The 19,560-nt window shown below is 34.9% G+C and carries 18 protein-coding genes; 2 read left to right on the top strand and 16 right to left on the bottom strand.

Annotated elements, in window-relative coordinates:
* Position 1 precedes the first annotated feature (1 nt).
* From rfbC to ACO05K_RS18205, 13 genes are all read right to left on the bottom strand, one after another.
* The gene (gene rfbC, locus ACO05K_RS18265; protein ID WP_421945844.1) at positions 2 to 544 is read right to left on the bottom strand and encodes a dTDP-4-dehydrorhamnose 3,5-epimerase; all 543 of its coding nucleotides are present in this window, start codon (positions 542 to 544) and stop codon (positions 2 to 4) included.
* Positions 544 to 1,596 carry a dTDP-glucose 4,6-dehydratase gene (rfbB, locus tag ACO05K_RS18260; protein WP_421945843.1) on the bottom strand — a complete coding sequence of 351 codons (1,053 nt, stop codon included), beginning with the start codon at positions 1,594 to 1,596 and terminating at the stop codon, positions 544 to 546. Before rfbB ends, rfbC begins: the two co-directional genes overlap by 1 nt.
* 278 nt (positions 1,597 to 1,874) lie before the next feature.
* Positions 1,875 to 2,438, bottom strand: coding sequence for a DUF3109 family protein (locus tag ACO05K_RS18255; protein WP_421945842.1), 564 nt, complete (start codon positions 2,436 to 2,438; stop codon positions 1,875 to 1,877).
* A 2-nt stretch (positions 2,439 to 2,440) separates the two neighbouring features.
* Positions 2,441 to 3,211: a DUF3108 domain-containing protein gene (locus tag ACO05K_RS18250; RefSeq protein WP_421945841.1), complete on the bottom strand. Its 771-nt coding sequence runs from the start codon at positions 3,209 to 3,211 to the stop codon at positions 2,441 to 2,443.
* Positions 3,212 to 3,358: 147 nt separating this feature from the next.
* The gene (locus ACO05K_RS18245; protein WP_421945840.1) at positions 3,359 to 3,874 is read right to left on the bottom strand and encodes a DUF2480 family protein; all 516 of its coding nucleotides are present in this window, start codon (positions 3,872 to 3,874) and stop codon (positions 3,359 to 3,361) included.
* 65 nt (positions 3,875 to 3,939) lie between these two features.
* A complete protein-coding gene (locus ACO05K_RS18240; protein WP_421945839.1) occupies positions 3,940 to 6,024 on the bottom strand; it encodes a SurA N-terminal domain-containing protein in 2,085 nt (694 codons plus the stop codon).
* Positions 6,025 to 6,154: 130 nt separating this feature from the next.
* Positions 6,155 to 6,730, bottom strand: a complete 576-nt coding sequence (locus ACO05K_RS18235; RefSeq protein WP_421945838.1) for a hypothetical protein — start codon at positions 6,728 to 6,730, stop codon at positions 6,155 to 6,157.
* The gene (locus ACO05K_RS18230) at positions 6,730 to 8,043 is read right to left on the bottom strand and encodes a hypothetical protein (RefSeq protein ID WP_421945837.1); all 1,314 of its coding nucleotides are present in this window, start codon (positions 8,041 to 8,043) and stop codon (positions 6,730 to 6,732) included. Before ACO05K_RS18230 ends, ACO05K_RS18235 begins: the two co-directional genes overlap by 1 nt.
* On the bottom strand, positions 8,024 to 8,758 hold the full coding sequence (locus ACO05K_RS18225; RefSeq protein ID WP_421945836.1) for a type III pantothenate kinase: 735 nt from the start codon (positions 8,756 to 8,758) through the stop codon (positions 8,024 to 8,026). Before ACO05K_RS18225 ends, ACO05K_RS18230 begins: the two co-directional genes overlap by 20 nt.
* A 123-nt stretch (positions 8,759 to 8,881) precedes the next feature.
* Positions 8,882 to 9,796 (bottom strand): DUF6427 family protein, encoded by a 915-nt coding sequence (locus ACO05K_RS18220; RefSeq protein ID WP_421945835.1) that lies wholly within the window; start codon positions 9,794 to 9,796, stop codon positions 8,882 to 8,884.
* A gap of 177 nt (positions 9,797 to 9,973) precedes the next feature.
* Positions 9,974 to 10,963 carry a glycosyltransferase family protein gene (locus ACO05K_RS18215; RefSeq protein WP_421945834.1) on the bottom strand — a complete coding sequence of 330 codons (990 nt, stop codon included), beginning with the start codon at positions 10,961 to 10,963 and terminating at the stop codon, positions 9,974 to 9,976.
* 25 nt (positions 10,964 to 10,988) lie between these two features.
* Positions 10,989 to 11,840 (bottom strand): UDP-2,3-diacylglucosamine diphosphatase, encoded by an 852-nt coding sequence (locus ACO05K_RS18210; RefSeq protein WP_421945833.1) that lies wholly within the window; start codon positions 11,838 to 11,840, stop codon positions 10,989 to 10,991.
* 448 nt (positions 11,841 to 12,288) lie between these two features.
* On the bottom strand, positions 12,289 to 14,790 hold the full coding sequence (locus tag ACO05K_RS18205) for a YfhO family protein (protein WP_421945832.1): 2,502 nt from the start codon (positions 14,788 to 14,790) through the stop codon (positions 12,289 to 12,291).
* 207 nt (positions 14,791 to 14,997) lie between these two features.
* On the opposite strand from ACO05K_RS18205, the gene ACO05K_RS18200 reads away from it, so the two are divergent.
* Complete coding sequence (locus ACO05K_RS18200; RefSeq protein ID WP_421945831.1) at positions 14,998 to 15,504, top strand: GbsR/MarR family transcriptional regulator; 507 nt, start codon at positions 14,998 to 15,000, stop codon at positions 15,502 to 15,504.
* A 92-nt stretch (positions 15,505 to 15,596) separates the two neighbouring features.
* Here the strand turns inward: ACO05K_RS18200 and ACO05K_RS18195 are convergent, their stop codons facing one another.
* From ACO05K_RS18195 to uvrB, 3 genes are all read right to left on the bottom strand, one after another.
* The gene (locus ACO05K_RS18195; RefSeq protein WP_421945830.1) at positions 15,597 to 15,848 is read right to left on the bottom strand and encodes a DUF4834 family protein; all 252 of its coding nucleotides are present in this window, start codon (positions 15,846 to 15,848) and stop codon (positions 15,597 to 15,599) included.
* An 86-nt stretch (positions 15,849 to 15,934) separates the two neighbouring features.
* On the bottom strand, positions 15,935 to 16,132 hold the full coding sequence (locus ACO05K_RS18190) for a YwbE family protein (protein WP_421945829.1): 198 nt from the start codon (positions 16,130 to 16,132) through the stop codon (positions 15,935 to 15,937).
* A gap of 1 nt (position 16,133) precedes the next feature.
* Positions 16,134 to 18,176: an excinuclease ABC subunit UvrB gene (uvrB, locus tag ACO05K_RS18185; RefSeq protein ID WP_421945828.1), complete on the bottom strand. Its 2,043-nt coding sequence runs from the start codon at positions 18,174 to 18,176 to the stop codon at positions 16,134 to 16,136.
* Positions 18,177 to 18,384: 208 nt separating this feature from the next.
* On the opposite strand from uvrB, the gene ACO05K_RS18180 reads away from it, so the two are divergent.
* Positions 18,385 to 19,542, top strand: a complete 1,158-nt coding sequence (locus ACO05K_RS18180; protein ID WP_421945827.1) for an ATP-binding protein — start codon at positions 18,385 to 18,387, stop codon at positions 19,540 to 19,542.
* The last annotated feature ends 18 nt before the right edge of the window (positions 19,543 to 19,560 follow it).

The following is a 19,560-nucleotide window of genomic DNA, read 5'->3' as shown; positions in this document are numbered from 1 at the left end:
ATTATTTTAAGGAAGAAAAAGCGTTCAATATTAAATCCTTTTCAGAAATAGAAGCTTCATTTTCAGGAATCATCCAATCAATACCTAAATCCTTATCATTATACATGATTCCAATTTCAGCAGATTTTTCATAGAAGTTATCGCATTTGTAAAAAAACTCAGCAGTTTCACTTAACACAGAAAAGCCATGCAAAAAGCCACGCGGCACATACAATTGTAATCTGTTTTCGGCACTTAACTTTACAGATATGTGTTTACCAAAAGTTGGTGAACCAGGACGAATATCAACGGCAACATCCAAAACTTCACCCTTTAAAACGCGAACTAATTTTGCCTGTGCAAATTCTCCTGCCTGAGCGTGTAACCCTCTGATAACACCATAGGTAGAAAAAGACTGGTTGTCTTGAACAAATGCTCCAGACATGCCTGTTTTTTCTTCAAACGTTTTTTTGTTAAAGCTTTCAAAAAAATAACCTCTTGAATCTTCAAAAACCCTTGGTTTAATAATAACGCAATCTCTTAAGCCTGTTTCCTGAATCTCCATTATTTATTGTTGTATTGTTGCTCGTAATATGATTGATAATTACCTGAAGTAACGTTGTTTAACCAGTCTTCATTTTGTAGATACCAATCGACCGTTTTCGCTAAACCTTCTTCAAATTGTAAACTTGGGACCCAATCCAATTGGTTTTGTAATTTAGATGAGTCTATAGCATATCTCAAGTCGTGACCAGCTCTATCGGTTACATAAGTAATCAATTTCGCAGATTCACCATTCTCACGACCTAATTTCTCATCCATGATGTTACACAGCAGGTTAATTAAATCGATATTTTTCCATTCATTATGACCGCCAATGTTATAAGTATCACCCGTTTTAGAATTATGGAAAATCACATCGATTGCACGAGCATGATCTTCTACCCATAACCAATCGCGAACATTTTCTCCTTTACCATAAACTGGTACAGGTTTATTATTCTTAATGTTATTTATGGCTAATGGGATTAATTTTTCCGGGAAATGGTGTGAGCCATAATTGTTAGAACAATTAGAAATCACACAATCCAAACCATAAGTATCATGATAGGCACGTACAAAATGATCTGAACTTGCTTTTGATGCAGAATAGGGGCTGTGCGGATCGTAAGCAGTTGTTTCTGTAAACATACCTTCTTCGCCTAAGGCACCATAAACCTCATCAGTACTTACATGATAAAAACGTTTTTTATCATAATCGCCTTTCCAATATTCGCGGGCAGCATTTAATAAATTTACGGTACCTATTACATTTGTAATAACAAAAGCGGTAGGATCTGCAATCGATCTATCCACATGACTTTCAGCAGCCAAATGAATTACAGCATCAAAATTTTCTGTTTTGAATAGTTCATTCATTGCAGATGCATCCGCAATATCTTCTTTAACAAATCTATAATTAGGTTTATTTTCAATATCAGTTAAATTAGCCAGGTTTCCTGCATAAGTTAACTTGTCTAAATTTACAATCTCATATTGAGGATAGTTATTTACAAAACGGCGCACGACATGAGAGCCGATAAATCCGGCACCACCGGTAATTAGAATTTTTTTCACGTTGTTATCAGAGATATATGAGTTTCAATCCGCTAAAATAAGATAGATATTACACATAAACAACTAATTATGCTTTTAGAAATGGTACATAAATCATATTTCTTGAACGAAATGTCTTATCAACTACATATTTTATTATACCTATATAATTGAGGGTCAAGAATTTTAAGCTCACCTCTATTTGTTAGTTGCTCATTAATAGATGAAGCATACCTTAAGTAGGGATCAAGTATGGATAAAGTACTGTAATAGTACTAAATAGGAATTTTGAGCTTGTTTTACATTGCAGCTACAGATTCCTCTAGTTCTTTATACCAACGTTCTCCATATTTACGGATTAGCGGTCCTTTTAAAAAGCTGTAAACAGGTACTTTTAACTCTCTACCAAATGTACAGGCATCATGGCAAATGTGCCATCTATCATAGTTAAGCACATCAAACTCTGGGTATTTTGTAATTCTGATAGGATACAAATGACAAGAGATGGGTTTTTGCCAGTCTACCAAACCTTGCTCATATGCTTTTTCTATAGCGCACTTGGTTATACCATTTTCGAAAAGAACATAAGCGCATTCCTTATTTTTATCTACACAAGGTGTGGTCAAGTCGCCGTCTTCATCAACCACGTACGCACCTTGTTCTTCGATCGCTTTAATGCCTTTTTCGTTTAACAAATGCTTTATCTTAGGATAAATCTCCTCCAAAATCGCTGTTTCATCATTATCCAATGGTGCACCTGAATCTCCCTCAACACAGCAAATTCCTTTGCACTTACTTAAATTGCAAACAAAGTTTTCCTTTAAAACATCTTCGTGCACCAGCACTTGTTCTACCTCTATCATTATTATTCTTTTGCTAAAGCATATTTTAAACCAGCAGCCGATTTCAGTTCCATTGTAACTGCGCCTACCAAAATTTCTACTTGTGCCTTTACCGGCACACGGTTTCCATCATCAGTAACCCAAAGATACAAACGGCTATCTTTTTTAAAAATACGCCCAGGTTTTATGGATGGGCTAAATTTTAAACAGCGAATACTTCCGAGTTTACTTTTAACCACTTCTTTTCCTATATACTCAACTTCCAAGGCAGAAATTTCATCACCTAGGAAATAGTTTAATTTAAACTTATCGCCAATTTTTATCTTAGAGATATCCAGACTTCTGGCAAAATAATAGGCAGAAACCAAATCAAAAGTCTGGGTGGTTGGTGTAGTAAAAGTACCCCTGTTCGAAACTACTTTTTTCCCATCCTGATTAAATCGTGCTTTATCTTGTCTGGTATAGCTTGCTTCTCTTATATTTTCCTGATAGAAGTAAGGCGTGAGTTCAGTTTTATCAATGTAAGAATCGTAGTGATCCCTGATTTTATAAAATACATCAAATGTTCCTGACGTTTGAGCATCTACGGTTAATTTATACGTTGGCTTATTATCAAACTTTAAATCAGAATTCTGAACTTTAATGGTTGCCTCTGCCGCCGTAATAAATCCATATCGAAGTTTGTAACTCAGCACTTCTCCTTCCTGAAAAACCGGCTCCTTTTTTAAGGGAAGTTCTTGCGCATTCGCATAGAATATCGAAAATGTAAATATTAAAATTAATAACCTATTCATTTGTTGTGTGTTTTGTTTGTGTTTTTACTGCATCATAACGTGTTATTTACAGCTATCTTACAAGATATGCAAAAAACAATCCAAAAATTTAATTTACAAGATTTAGCAACTAGTAAAGGTTATCACAATAAATGAAAAGAGCATAAATTAATCCTTACGCTTGTAAACCGGAACGGTGGAACAAGGCTCGCCAAACATAATGCTTTTAACCACCGGAGTAAGTAGATTGGTTATCTCCACGTATGCTGAAACAGGAATATCTATATCACCACAGCCCTTTACCACAACACGTTCGTTAGCAAAGTTTTCTGGATTAATTTTGGCAATGGCTTTTGAAAACAATATTGCGTCAAGTGTTTCTAAACTACCAAAAACTACTTCGTTTGCATACGGCTTTAACTTGTTAGCCAAAAGCATATATGCCCAGGTTGGAACAATAGCATCTGTAGAACAGATAACCGAGATGTTCTTATCCTGATATTGAGACCAATCATGCGTTTTGATAAACTCTCTGAAGTCTTTCTCTCTCAGCATCAACCCATGAAAAAGATTTTCTTTGATATCATATACAATTCTTTCTCCCGGATGATGATAATCTTCCAGGTTTAAAGTAATTAAACCGCTATTGGCAACCTTATTTATGATGTTCTCTTGAATTTCCATGGCTTACAAATAAAAAAACCGTTCTGACTCAACATCAGAACGGTTCAAATTTACGGAATTTCTTATTAATAGAATTTCACGCGATTGTCTTTTATCTTCGCATTATCTTGCAATGCCTGGAAAGCTGAACCTAAAGAACGCTGACCGATAGTCATTAACATACTTTCTTTTTGTTTGAACATATTTGCTATTGGAGCTGGATTTGTAAATCCATCAACAGTAAATACATAAACACCACGCTCACCTTTAACAGGAGCAGAAACTTTACCCGGTTGAGAACCGAATACCGAACCTACTAATTTATTCTCTTGAGATACACCAGGAATAATTGGGTTAGCGAAAACAATATTTTGAATTGGAAGCACTGTACGACCAACTTTTGATGCAATTTGCTCTAAGTTGCCTTTTCCTGCGCCTTCAAGTTTAGCCGCAAGTAATTTTCCTTTTGCAGCACTTAATACCATTGGCTGAATTTCTTTTTTAACTGCATCTAAAGATAAAACACCTTTAGGTTTTACATCAGTTAAACGAGCTACAACATAAGCATCGCCCATGGTGTAGATTTCTGGTAATACATCACCTTTATCTGCGGCATAAGCATCCTGAATTAATTTACGAGGATTATCTAAGCCTGGTGCGAAACCTTGAGTAGCAGTAATTCTATCAGCTACAGCAATTTTCAATTTATCCTTTTCTGCGAGTTTTGCGAAATCATTACCTTTTACATTAGCTAAGAAGTTACTAGCCGCTTTATAAGCTGCAGCTTGAGTTTTGCTACTAGCTGCTAATGATTTCTCTACATAAGCTAATTTTGCAACTTTAGAAGAACCGATTTGTTTTTCGATTTTGATTAAGTGAACACCAAACTGAGATTTAACTACTTTTAAATCGCCTGTGCTACCATCAAAAGCTGCATTTTCAAATTCAGGAACCATTGTGCCACGAGCAAATGTACCTAAATCGCCACCTTTATCTTTAGAACCATCTACACTGTAGATTTTTGCTAAGTCAGACATACTCTTGCCACCAGCAATTAAACTTTTTAATGAATCTGCAAGTTTAACCGCTTTATCTTCACCTCCAACTTTAGCCGGGTCGATTAAAATATGACTTGCTTTAACTGAATCTGGAGAGAAACGAGTTGCAACAACTTTAATCACTTTGTAAGAATTACCTGATAATGCTGGTCCGTAATAACTTCCGGCAGGTAAAGAGAATACAGCCGAATCTACAGCCGGGTCTAATTTGCCTTTAGTTAAATAAGTAAACGGAACTTTAACGTCAGAATTAATCGCTGCGTAAAGTGAATCGTTTTTAGCTGTTCTAAAATCAGCAGCGATTTTATCAATCTGTGCTTTTACAGCAGCAGAATCTGCTTTTGTAGGTTTAATGCTAAAAGTAACGTAATCAAAAGAACGCAACTCTTGAGCATTATTGAAACGAGCTTTATTGGCATCGTAATATTCTGAATAATCTGCGTCAGTTAATTTTACAGAAGCATCTGGAATAGAAGCATAATCAAGGCTTACGTATTTAAAGTTAGCCAGTTTATTGCGATTAGTATACTCATCTGTTGCCTCTAAAGATGTAACATAAACCGAATTACGAACTAAGTTTGAATACTTTTGTTGTAAAGCCTGGTTTTTGATTTCAGTTTGCAATAAAAGAGATTGGCTTTGTGCTTGTGGCTCTTTAGATTTTAAAAAGCTGTTTAAAGACATTCTATCTAATTGCCCAGTTTGAGGATTAGTAAAATATTGTTTGATTAAAGGGCTTGGATTTTGACCAACCAATAAATCAAGCAACTCGTCTTCAGATACAGTTAAACCCAAACGATCGTATTCTTTTGTTAATAATACGCTCGCTAATTCTGCATTCCAAACCTGGTCAACAGCCATTGATTGCATTTGAGCATTTGAACCGCCACCATATTGTTGTTTAAACTGATTTACACTCTGCTCTACTTTTGGACCGAATTCATCAATACTGATGTCTTTCCCGTCAACCGAACCAACAGTTTTTTGGTTGGCTGCCCAAAAAGGCTTACCCACGTTAATTGCATCACCTACTAAAAATGCAACAATTGCAAAACCAATCATGAATACAAGAATGTATCCGGCACGGTTACGCAAAAATGTCATTAATCCCATATTGTACTTTAAATTATTTAGTTTTTTTTAAGAGGGCGCAAGATACAAATTTGCCTCAAAAAAGAAAACACTAAATTTTATTTATCAAGTGTTTAATTTTTAAGCAAATAAGAACCTCAAAAAAGGCTGTTTAAGGCGCAATTGCATCTTTCATAACCGCCTGCCCGGTTGCAGAATTAAATGTGTAGGTGCTAAAGTCTTGTGGAGCTTCAAAATCTACACCATCTAAAATATTACCATCGATTGTTTTAACGGTTACCTTTTGCTTTGAATAGAATATTTTCTTCGCTTCATCCCAAATTAGCTCTTCAGAAGAAAAGGTATCGCCTTTAATATTCTTAACGATAACATTTTTTCTGAAAATGGTTTTTTGTTCCTGAGAACGACGAATGGCGTAATCGCTAATCAAGGTACCGTCAATTTCTCCGGTTTGAGCGTTAAAAAAATCTATCTTAACGCCTTTAATCATCTCCTGATATTCGCCACCCGTTGAAGGGGTAACTTTATCCATTATCGGAGCATTACCTTTTGCTTTTACCCTTGCCGAATCACTATATATGATTTCTACACCTAAAGTTCTATCGCGATTAAGAATTAGCTTTTGATTTTTAACAGCATTTGCTTTTTTAAGGTCATCATCTCCACAAGAAACCAACAACAATGGTAACACAAGCATCAAACCATATAAAAATGCTTTGCTGTTCATTAATCTACTCTATACTTACGGAACCAGGTATCGTTTAGTGTAAAGCCTAAATGGAAGTTAATAAAACGCTCTCTAACAAGATTATTTGTCATCGTTCCACGCTGACCAACCTCTGTTGTGAAGTTAATTTTGTAGAAAGTTGAACCTACATTAGCAGATGCCAATGGGAATCCAAAACCTAATGAAGCACCAATCTGTTTTATATCCTGGTTGCCAATTTTGATATAAGTTTTATCGTAATTAACACCTAAACGGTAATCGATACGTTTAAAATAGTTGTTGTATGAAGTGATATCCGGTGTAAATTGTCCACCCAATGAAGCGCCATAGCTATCTTGTAAACCTTGGTTAACATTATTCAACGTTACGTTGGCCCACTTATTCATTCTAAAATCTGCACCGATTAACCATTTATCTGTTTGCTGAATGGCAATACCAAAGTTATGAGACACCGGCAACTTTAAGTTTGATTTAGCACTAACTACAGAGTTTAATGTATCAAGCGCAGTATTTTCGTTTCCATTCTGATCTCTCTGATAAATTGTAGCAAAATAAGACTGGCTAGAATTAACTTTACCAGAGCTGCTTCCAGAATAACCTAAAGTAACGAGCGTTTTAGGGGCAATATTGAAATTATATTGGATACCATAAGAATAATTTAACCCGCCAACACTGTTTTTATTTTGCAGCTTAGAGTTTAAAGCACCAACTTCAGCATATTCAGTTGCTCTGGTAGAAATTAGATTACCGAAAATATATTCTACGTTACCACCAATGCTTAAGTGATCGCCAAAACGATAACCGTAACCAAAGTACGCTTTTGATAAACCACCTTCACCTTCATAAAGCTGATCTACGCTCATTGTATCAACTTTAACCGTGTTCTTGTAACTGTAACCTAAATCTGTATAAGGCATTACTCCAAAACTAATTGCTGAGCGTCTGCTTACCGGAACTGCGAATGCAATATGACTAAATGTAGAATTGAAGCTGGTTTCGCTTAGATTATTTCTAGAAAGATTATTTAATCCGGCACTCATGCCGATATCGATTGTAGTTAAGGTTACGCCTGAATATGACGCAGGGTTTTGCATATTGATGTAATTGAAACCATTAACCTTATTTACAGCAGTTGAAATTCCTCCCATAGCACGAAGCTGGGGTAACAATGAACCTTTGTAATTTCCAAATCCGTATCTTGAATAGGGCGATGATGTGGTAACCTGTGCCTGAACACCTAAACCACAAACTAAAACGAGTATGGCTGCAATATAATTTATTCTTTTGTACATTTTAATCTGCAATAGCTTCATTTAATCCTTTTAATACCAAATAGGAATCTTTAATTATTAGAGGCGCAAAGATGCTGTTTTGTAATTGGTTAACCAAAAAATCAGCATCACCCCCTGTTATAATTACCTTTAAGGCACTTTCTTGTATCTTATTTAAGGAAATAAATCCTTCAATTTCATTTATTATTCCCTGCAAAATGCCATTTTTTATAGCAGTTTGCGTATCCGTTCCTGCCGGAATTGATTCTTTATTGTTCCAACTTACCAAAGGTAAGCGTCCGGTAAAATGGTGAACAGCTTTAAACCTCATATTAATTCCCGGACTGATACTTCCCCCAAAATATTCGAGGTTTTTATTAAGTAAATCGTAAGTGATGCATGTTCCGGCATCAATTACCAGGCAAGCCTGTATTCCAAAAATTCCCTTTGCACCTAAAACAGCTGCCCATCTATCTAAGCCCAAGGTTTCAGGTGTTTTGTATTTATTCTGCACTCCATTACTCAACATAGCTGAAAAACGGATGTATTGAGTTTTATTACTTAAAAATTCTTCCAGTTGGATAATATCTTCATCAACGGTACTAATTATCGATTTTTGGATATTAAACTGATTGATTATTTGCAATAAATCATCTGTTTTTAGCACATCAAATCTCTGATAATGAATAATCTCCTTGCCAGAGAAAACGGCAATCTTTGTAGAAGTATTGCCAATATCGATACTTAAATTGTGCATTTACCTTTAAAGGAATCAATTTTCAATATTAAAAAACTAATATAGAAAAGCTCAAAACTCTTCAATCAGCCACAAAGCTATTAATCTTTAACAAGTTTCGAGGTATCATTTTGTTAAAAAAGGTTAAACAAAAAGAAAGTACTGTACGGAAAGTACAAATAGCAGAAACAATGTTTCGTAAAACCATCTTTTTTTAGCGTTGCTGAAATAATAAGCCAAAAGCACTGCACCAGGCGGAACGCAAAGCAGAAAATGTGAAACTCTAAAATCGGGCTTTAAGTAAAAACTTGCTCCAGCTATCAAAAACATAAAAAACAACATCTGAAATCCTTTACGAGTACTTATAAAGCTCCTGAAAAAGTTTTCTCGAAGTTGCAGAGAAGCTAAAACGATAATTACCATTACCGGAATTAACACCAGATAATCGTTATAATTAATTTTAAAAACAGCAGGGAACTTATTAGCTAAAGGTTTCCAGATTTGATAAAATGAACTAATATTATCTTTCCAATAATAAAAAACTGCCAGGAAGAAAAAAATTGTCAGAAACCCCACTAAACCTGCAATCCAATCACGCCAATTAAATGCTCTAAAAAGCAATAACGAAAGAAAAATCATGAGCAGCATTGATATAAAAGGGAAATAAATCAATGTTCCTAAACCGATTATCATACCGATATCGAAAACTGCAGTTACTGAATTATTGCTTTTATTTAGCTTCAGGAATTTATCTATTATCCAAATTACCAGAAAATTACAAATCAAAGCCGGAGTTAAAACCATAAACGGCAGAAACAAGCTTGCGCCTGTTATGTACATTAATGCTGGTAAAAAGCTAGGCTTAAGCAACAAATTGTGAGTGTTGATTACCCGGTTAAATATTAATGCCTGCGTGAATACAAGAGCCGCAGCGAAAAAAATATTCGCTGTAGGTGAAAACATGTTTGTTGGGTCGTAATCTATCAACAGGCGAGCGAAGGGTTCCAGAAAATCAAAATTAATTTTATCAGGCACTTCATAAAAAAGAACTATTCGCATAAAAAAAGTATATGCGAGCAGTAATATGAGGTTAACTGGGTTTAATTTTCTAAACTGATTAATCATGCCTTTTGTAGAGAAGGGCAAAGTAAAGATAAAAAGCGCAAAGATGAAAGAGTAAGGAGTAAAGAGTAAGGATCAAGGATGAAGGATTAAGGAGCGAAGAAAGAAGGATTGCTAAACTCTTGCATACCTTTTTACCATGTCATCAATTATTTTTGCCGTTTCATCTGGAAAATTAAACTGATGCTTCTGAGGGTTTTCTACCCAGTTTTTAATTATCGGGAGCCAGTTTTTAGTACTTCCCCAAATAACAGGCAAGCCAAATTCTTTTAACGCATAAGCATTACACTGTTGCTCAAACTGAAATCGCATTGGTGCAACCAATAATTTTTTACCCAAATACAGTGCTTCTGATGGGCCTTCGAAACCGCCGCCGGTAAAAAGTCCTTCGCAACTGGCCAAACTTTTATTAAAGTTTTGGTTGTTAACCGGCTCAACAGAAACATTTTCAAATTGATAAGCCTCTTTATTGTGTTTAGAAAATACCTGCCATTTTACAGAAGGGATTTGGCTTAACAATTTAACCAATCGTTTATCATCAATAGCGGGAAGGTAAACCGTATAATGTCCAAGGTTTGTTGGCTCCAATTGCCTTATTTCTGAACGAATTACTGGTGTGTAAATAAAACTATCGTATCTATCAAAATGAAAACCGATATGATATTTTGTTGGCGCATAGTGGCTAAGTATAACTTTTCCCCAGTCTATCGTTCTTGGTCTTGGTACTTTCTTTGACTTAAACGCAGCCTGGTGACTTAATGAAACGCATTCAATTCCTTGCAGTTTACACGCCCATGCGCTAACTGGCTCAAAGTCGTTCACAATTAAATTATAGTCTTTTAGCGGCAACTGCTTCATGTCTTTTCTAAAACGGAAAAGATTCATGCTAAGCCAGGTTTTAAAATGATCTACACCACCTTTTTTACCAAAAATAAAGCTAAAACCGTGTAGCTGGTATTTTACCGGTTGACTTAATTTAACATCAGCCTGCGTTCCGCTAACCAAAATATCCAATTCACCGTATTTTTGTAACAGTGGAATAATTTCCCTTGCCCGGCTAATGTGGCCATTTCCTGTGCCTTGAATTGCGTAAAGTATTTTCATTTGAATGCCCGAATATCAAAAATTATCAGGCAATTTCATACTTTATATTTTTCAACAGTAAATTAATATCCAATTTACTTTTCAAATCTTCCGCATCAGATAAGATTCCCTCATCTGTTTCATCCTTAATAAAATCTTTATGGTCGTACTTAAATATCTCCCAAGCTTTATCTTTATATTCTAATGCTGTTAAACTTTCTACCCAATCGCCACTATTCAAATAAGTAACAGCACCATTTTCACCTAAAATCTCTCTTTTTTCTGGTTGATGTATGTGTCCGCAAACGACGTAATTGTAGCCTTTTTCGATGGCCAGTTCTGCTGCAACCTGTTCAAAACTGTTTATAAATTTAACCGCATCTTTAAATTTAGCTTTTATTTTCTTCGAGAAACTCATCTTTTCTCTCCCCAAAATATTTAGAAACCAGTTTACAAAACTGTTGATTAAAATCAGCGTATCGTAGCCAATAGCGCCCATTTTTGCTAGCCATTTAGAGTGCTGCATGGTTACATCGAAAACATCGCCATGAAAAAACCATGCTTTTTTACCATCCAACTCCATAACCAGTTTATTGCTCAAGTGAAAGCTTCCCATTTCCATTCCGTCAAACTTACGTAGCATTTCATCGTGGTTTCCGGTTAAGTAATGAACCTCAACCCCTTCAGAAACGAACTTCATAAGTTTACGAATAACTTTCATGTGCGATTCTGGCCAATAGCTTTTACTAAATTGCCAGATATCGATAATATCTCCATTAAGAATTAACTTTTTTGGTTTAATGCTTTTAAGATATTTTAAAAGTTCTTTTGCATGGCATCCATATGTACCAAGATGCACATCCGATATCACAACGATATCTACATTTCTTTTATCCATAAACAAGAAATTTTTGGGGGAGGAATTTTATTACCGCTTTATTTAAGCAGTTTAAGTTTTTAGAAAGGATGTTACCACTCGTCTTCCTCATCGAGCTTTACCTCAAAAGGACTAAAAAAATAGATAACAATAATTAGCAGGCATATCGCAAAAAATAATTCTAGCATAATATCTGATTTGCAAACAAAGATAAGACGCTGTCTATCAAACAAATGTTACGCGATTGTTAAATCTTGTTACACATTTATTAAAATTTGTTAAAATTATAAAGCATTAAAAAAAAGGCTATATCATAAATTCGAAATGTCATCCTGAGCTTGTCGAAGGACTTGTTAATTTGCCTAAAAGGCGTTTCGACAAGCTCAACGTGACAATATCAAGAGGATAATTGATTTATAATATAGCCTCTATAAATTTTTTAACTAAAGCCTAACGACTGTAGTAAATATTAAGCTTTCGCTTTCTTCTTATTCTCTGAGTAAAAACCGAAGCCTAAACCTAGCACCAATAAAATTGAGCCTGCTAGTGAAATGTTTTCGCCAACATAATATGATGTTGGATGAAAAATAAACTCTAGCTTATGATTTCCAGCTTCTAATTGTGCTGCACGAAGTACATAATCAGCTCTGAAATATGGCTTCTCAACACCGTCGATATACATTTTCCAACCTTTGTTATAATAAATTTCTGAGAAAACAGCAACCACATCTTTCGAGGTTGAGTATTCATACGTAAGATGATCTGGCGTATAAGTGGTTAGTTTGATAAAACCTTCCTGCCCTGTTCCTAAAATCTTACTGTTTAACAGGTTTTTATAGCTTTCATCAACAATTGCTTCTTTTTTAGCATCGAAGCTGTTGATGGCTTTCATTTCCTCATCAGAATTTTTAACGTACTGAACACTCTGTACAAACCATGCATTACCGCAAGCTGTTTGGTTACGTTGCATTTTGTAAGAACCATTTTGCTGATCTTGAGTGATGATGTATCTCGTGTTCAACATATCTAAAACATCCTGATTAATGCTTTTTGTTAATTGATGATCTACCAATTCCTGAAAACGCTTTAATCTTGCTGAATGGAAACCACCAACTGTTTTATGAAAGAATGATGTTTCAGCACTTTTAAATGGATCACCTAACGTCAAATCAAAAACCCTGAAGTTTGGATCTTTATCAGCAGAAATGAAATTATCTACATCTCTGGCTTTATAGTGGTCAGTTAATTCAGATTTATTTACAAAGTTTTGATTGCTCAAATATCTTCTATCTACTTGCCATAAATCGATAAGTATTGCTAATGCCAATAAACCAAAAGCAACTTGCATATTTAGTTTTTTGGTTATTAACGCCCATATTAAACCAAAACCAATCGCAATAAATAAAAGTGTACGCAATGCATCTGCTCTTGCTAAAGAAACTCTATCTGCTACAATTGCATCAGTAATTCTAGCGGTTAGTGTAGCATTATTTTGAGTAATTTGGTTAAGCCATGTTGTAATTTCTACTTGATTAGCTCCTCTGAAACTGAAAAACACAGTTGGCATTAGTACAATTAACAATGCAAAACCTCCGGTTATTGCTGCAGACCAGGTTAATCTCTTAACCAGATATCTCTGATCATAAATACCATCCTGTGCTTCTTTTATTGCCAACACAGCCAATAATGGCACTAATAAGCCAACAACTGCTAAAATAGATTCAACGGCTCTGAACTTGTTATATCCAGGCAAATAATTGAAGAAGATATCAGATACCAAAGGAAAATTAGAACCGAAAGAAAGCAACAGTAGTAAAATACTAGTACCTAAAATCCACCATTTCCATCGGTGTTTTACAATAAATAATCCAAAAACAAAAAGGAAGCAAATAATAGAGCCGAAGTAATATGGCCCAGATGTGCCTGGCTTATCGCCCCAATATTGCGAACCTGCATTTTGTGCAATCGCGTTAATTGCTTGTCCGGTATTTTCACCGTAAAGTGGACCAAGTACATTTGCAACTGTTCCATCTTGCAGAATCTTAACAAATTCTCCCTTAGGGTCAAGTTGTCCGCCACTTGCGCCACCGTATAAGTTAGGCACTAAAAAGGTGAAACTTTCGCCTACACCCTGGCTCCATTGATAAGCGTAAGCTTTATCTAAACCAGTTGCCGGTTCAGCTTTATCAATTGTTAAGTTAGATTTACCACGAATGGTTTCTTTTCCATATTCGTAGGTTGTCCATAAAGTTCCGGCATTAACTAAAATTGCAAGAAAAACACCTCCAAAAATATAAGCCAAGGTTTTACCGAATGCTTGTAATTGCTTTGCCTTTACAGCGTGATAAAGCTCAATGCATCCTAAAATAAACAATGCAATGAACAAATAATAAGTCATTTGAATATGGTTAGATCGAATTTCCAACGCCATAAACAACGCCAGTAAACTCCCACCAAGCAAATACCTTCCTCTAAGAATTAAAATAATTGAGGCTAGAATTGGTGCAAAAAAACCAATTGCCAGTGCCTTATTACTGTGCCCTGCTGCAATTATAATGAAGTTATAAGATGTAAATGCAAAAGCTACCGCACCTGCCGCAGCCAGCCAAGGATTAACTTTTAATACACAAAACAATAAGTATGCGCCTAAAAGATAAAGCAAGACAGTTCCTACCGGATCAGGGAAAACTCCTTTAATAACATCTATACCGTAAGTTGTAATATTTAATGGATATTGAACCCAGATTTGATAAGCCGGCATCCCTCCAAACATCTGATTGGTCCATAACGGGCCTTTACCAGTTTGTTCTTTAACATCCATAATTTCTTTTTGCATAGCCTTAGCTTGCAAAACATCGCCTTGCATTGGAGCTTTCCCCTGTAAAACAGGACTGAAATAAGCAAAACAAATGACTACAAAAATTGCAATAATGGCTAAGTGTGTGCCATTGTTTTTAAACCAGTTATTCATTAAGGTTTGTTTAAGTTTAAACGAACGTCAAAAATAAAAATTTGAACCGTATATTAAAGGAATAAATTAACTGTACTGATAATTAATAATTTCATCAATTGGAATAGTTATTGATTTATACAAAAATCGAAGTTTAAACTTTGCAAACACATAGAAACATATTTTCAATAATTTTCGAAAGTTTAATAATTTTAATTAAATTTGAGTATGGATTTAGCAGCAGGAAAATTAAAGTTTATTGAGGCTTGGGGGAAGTTAGGTTCTGAATGGGGCATAAATCGTACAATGGCGCAAGTTCACGCCCTACTTCTAATCTCACCAAATGCATTAACCACCGAAGAAATAATGAAAACGTTAAGCATCTCCAGAGGCAATGCTAACATGACGCTACGCGATTTAATTGGTTGGGGGCTTGTAGAAAAACAACATAAAGCAGGTGAACGTAAAGAATACTTTTTTGCCGATAAAGATGTTTGGAACATTTCAAGGCAAGTTGCCAAAGAACGTAAAAAACGCGAGTTGGAACCTGTTTTAAAAGTATTGTCTGAACTTTCGTCTGTTACTGGAGATGAAAAAGATCCTGAATATGCTACATTTAAAAAATCAGTTACAGATATAAATAAATTGGCAAATAATGCAGATAAAACCATTGAGACCATGCTAAAAGCTGAAGAAAGTTGGTTTTGGAGTTCAATTTTAAAAGTTTTCAAATAGAAAAGCTGATCAATAATCGAATTTGCATTATTTCTTCATTATTTGAAAAAAGCTTTACAAATAAAAAGTCCTGATTCTCATCAGGACTTTTCTTATTTAACTTCTTCGTAATCTACAAAATCTCCGAGTTTATCGGTTTTATTTTGATCTGGCTTTGGCGGCATGTAATCAATTGAAATTGAACCTTCTGGTTTCTTTTTCGGTTGTTGATATTGTTGGCCGGTAGCTTGCTGCTGCATTTTACTAGCCATATTATTAAACAACATTGGTAATATTAAACGAATTAACATTCGGATAATCCAAAGCACTAATATTGTTATAAAAATGAATTTTACTAATCCCATTCTGATTTAACTATTATACAAATATAGACGTAGTGTTAAATAATTTGTTACTTTTTTAAAGATTAATTGCATTTTCATTACAATTCTTAATCTTCAACAATTTCGCAAACTCTACCCACCTGACCATCATCCAGCCTTACCTTTATCCCTCTGGAATGAAATGCTGAAGAGGTTAATAAATCTTTAACCACACCATAAGTAACATTTCCATTTCGCTGGTCTTTCTTCAAAATTATCCCAACTTCCAATCCAGGATATATATCTTTTCTGTTTTGTCCATCCATACTATTTACCGAATTTCTCGTTGAACATTTTTTCTAATGCAAACATTTCATCACGCAGTTTCGCTGCTTGTAAAAAGTCCATTTCTTTAGCTGCCTTCTGCATGTCTTTTCTCGTATTATCAATGGCTTTCTGTAATTCAGCCTTGCCCATGTATTGCACAATCGGATCTGCAGCAATGCTGATTTCTGCATTTTCGATATAAGCTCTCGCTTTATTATCGCTTGCTTTTTGAGAGAAATCTAAAACTGAAGTCTGTTCTAAAATTGCTTCACGAGATTTACCTACAGTTAGTGGCGTAATGCCGTGTTCTAAATTATAAGCAATTTGTATATCACGGCGTCGATTGGTTTCAGAAATTGTTTTCTCCATACTTTCTGTAATGCCATCGGCATACATAATTACTCTACCTTTATCATTCCTAGCCGCTCTTCCAATAGTTTGAATCAGAGATTTTTCAGAACGTAAGAAACCTTCTTTATCAGCATCTAAAATTGCAACTAACGTTACCTCAGGCAAATCTAAACCTTCCCTCAATAAGTTAATCCCGACTAAAACATCAAATTCTCCTAAACGTAAACCTCTTAATATTTCAACACGCTCAAGTGTTTTAATTTCAGAATGTATGTATCTCGTTTTAATATTTAACCTATCCAAATATTTGGTTAGCTCTTCGGCCATCCTTTTAGTTAATGTGGTAACTAAAATTCTGCCGCCTTGCTTAATTGTTAAATCAATTTCATCAAGCAAGTCATCAACCTGATTAATAGCCGGCCTAATTTCAATAACCGGATCAAGTAAACCAGTCGGGCGAATAACTTGCTCTACAACTACACCTTCCGATTTTTGCAATTCATATTCGGCCGGGGTTGCGCTAACATAAATTGTTTGAGGTGCAAGCGCTTCAAACTCTGTAAAATTCAAAGGTCTGTTATCTAAAGCCGCAGGTAAACGGAAACCATATTCAACCAATGATAATTTACGTGAGCGGTCGCCGCCATACATTGCCCTAATTTGAGGCACAGTAACATGACTTTCATCAATCACCATTAAATAGTCCTCAGGGAAATAATCTAGCAAGCAGAACGGACGCATACCGGGCGAACGACCATCAAAAAACCTTGAGTAGTTTTCAATCCCCGAACAATAACCTAATTCTTTCATCATTTCGATATCGAAGTTAGTACGCTCTTCTAATCGCTTTGCTTCTAATAAATGTTTATCGCCTATTAATTGATTTTTTCGAATCTCAAGTTCTTCCTGAATGCCCCAGATAGATTGATTAAACTTATCTTTCGGCGTAACAAAAAGATTTGCGGGATAAATCGCCATATCTTCCAACTTCTCGATTGTTTTACCCGAAACCGGATCAATAGCAGAAAGTTCTTCAATATCATCACCAAAAAAAGAAACACGGTAAGCGTGGTCAAGGTAAGCCGGATAAATATCAACAGTATCTCCTTTTACCCTAAAAGTTCCGCGTTTAAATTCGGTAGTTGTTCTGGCATATAAAATCTCTACCAAACTATGTAAAAATGCATTTCTCGAAATTCTTAAACCTACACCAAAACGAAAAACCATTCGCGAAAAATCTTCCGGGTTTCCCATACCATAAATGCATGAAATAGAAGAAACCACAATAATATCACGGCGACCACTCATTAACGATGAGGTTGTCCGCAGTCTTAATTTTTCAATTTCTTCGTTAATACTTAAATCCTTTTCTATGTAAGTATTGCTGGATGCGATAAAAGCCTCTGGCTGGTAATAATCGTAATATGAAACGAAGTAGTTTACCGAGTTTTCTGGAAAAAAATTTTTAAACTCCCCATAAAGCTGTGCCGCTAAGGTTTTGTTATGACTTAAAATTAATGTAGGCTTTTGCGTTTGCTCAATCACATTTGCAACGGTAAAAGTTTTACCGGAGCCCGTAACACCAAGCAAAGTTTGATAGTTTTCATTTGCATTTACACCGTCAACCAATTGTTTTATGGCGCTAGGCTGGTCGCCGGTTGGCTTATATGCTGAAGTAATTTTAAATTTCATAAACAATCAAATATACGATTTAGAGTATTAAGATTTAAACAATCCAAAGGCAGGAAAGTTAGCATTGCTGATACTAAAAAATAGAAAATGAAATTAAAAGCATTAGATTGTTATTTTAGCTTAATATGTAAATCAAAAATAAATGCTATGCAAATTCAAAATAAAATCTATGTAAATTAAAAATAAAAGTTAAATTTGAAATAAAAATATGTTTGTTAAGAGGCAAATTTCGAATATAATTAAGGCACAGCAAAGCAAATTTCCAATACTTGCTGTTACTGGTCCGAGGCAATCCGGAAAAACAACAATGCTGAAGGAGTTATTTGAAGAATACAGATATGTTTCTCTAGAAAATCCTGATATGCGATTTTTTGCCAGTGAGGATCCAAATGGTTTTCTAAATGAGTATTCAGAAAAAGTAATTTTAGATGAAATACAAACTGTTCCTCAATTGTTCTCCTATCTTCAAACTAAGGTTGATGAAAATAAAAAGATGGGGCAATACATTTTATCAGGGTCGCAAAATTTCAGTTTAATAAATAAGATTACCCAAACACTTGCAGGAAGAGTGGCGCTATTTAAACTATTGCCTTTGGATTTTGAGGAGCTTAAAACAGAAAATTTATTGGCAGAAAGTTATCAAGAAACTATATTCAAAGGATTTTATCCTGCAATTTTTGATAGAGAAATAGATCCAAATATATTTTATGCTAACTATTTGCAAACTTATGTAGAAAAGGATGTAACCGAAATATTAAACGTAAGAGACTTAACGACTTTCCGAACATTTTTAGGCTTATGCGCAGCCCGAGCCGGACAATTACTAAATATAAGTGGATTGGCTAATGATTGTAATATCTCTCAACCAACAGCAAAGGCTTGGCTATCTATATTAGAAAGCAGCTACATCATCTTTAAATTACATCCGTTTCACGAAAACTTTAATAAACGCCTTGTAAAAAGCCCAAAATTATACTTTAATGATACCGGACTATTATCTCATTTATTAGGAATACGAGCTGCCTCAGAAATAAATACAAATCGACTTAAAGGGAATTTGTTTGAAAATCTTATACTAGCAGAATTACAAAAGAAAAATTACCATCAATATTTACATTCAAACTATTATTTCTGGCAAGATAGCAATGCGAATGAAGTGGATATTTTAACTAAAAACAATGAAGATTTTAAAATCTCAGAAATAAAAGCAACGGAAACAATTACTGCTACACTGTTTAAACAATTAGACCGTTTTGAAGAAATTGCAAAGCCTGCCAAGGTAAAGAAAACATTAATATATGGCGGTCTGAATAGTCAGAAAAGGAGCAGATACGAAATAGTCTCATGGAAAGACATTTCTTTATAAGAGTAATTATCTAAATGC

Origin of the sequence: Pedobacter sp., from assembly GCF_965227205.1 — a bacterium.
Lineage (GTDB): Bacteria > Bacteroidota > Bacteroidia > Sphingobacteriales > Sphingobacteriaceae > Pedobacter.
Note: the sequence above shows the minus strand (reverse complement) of the source record. Positions and strands in the feature narration are given on the sequence as shown.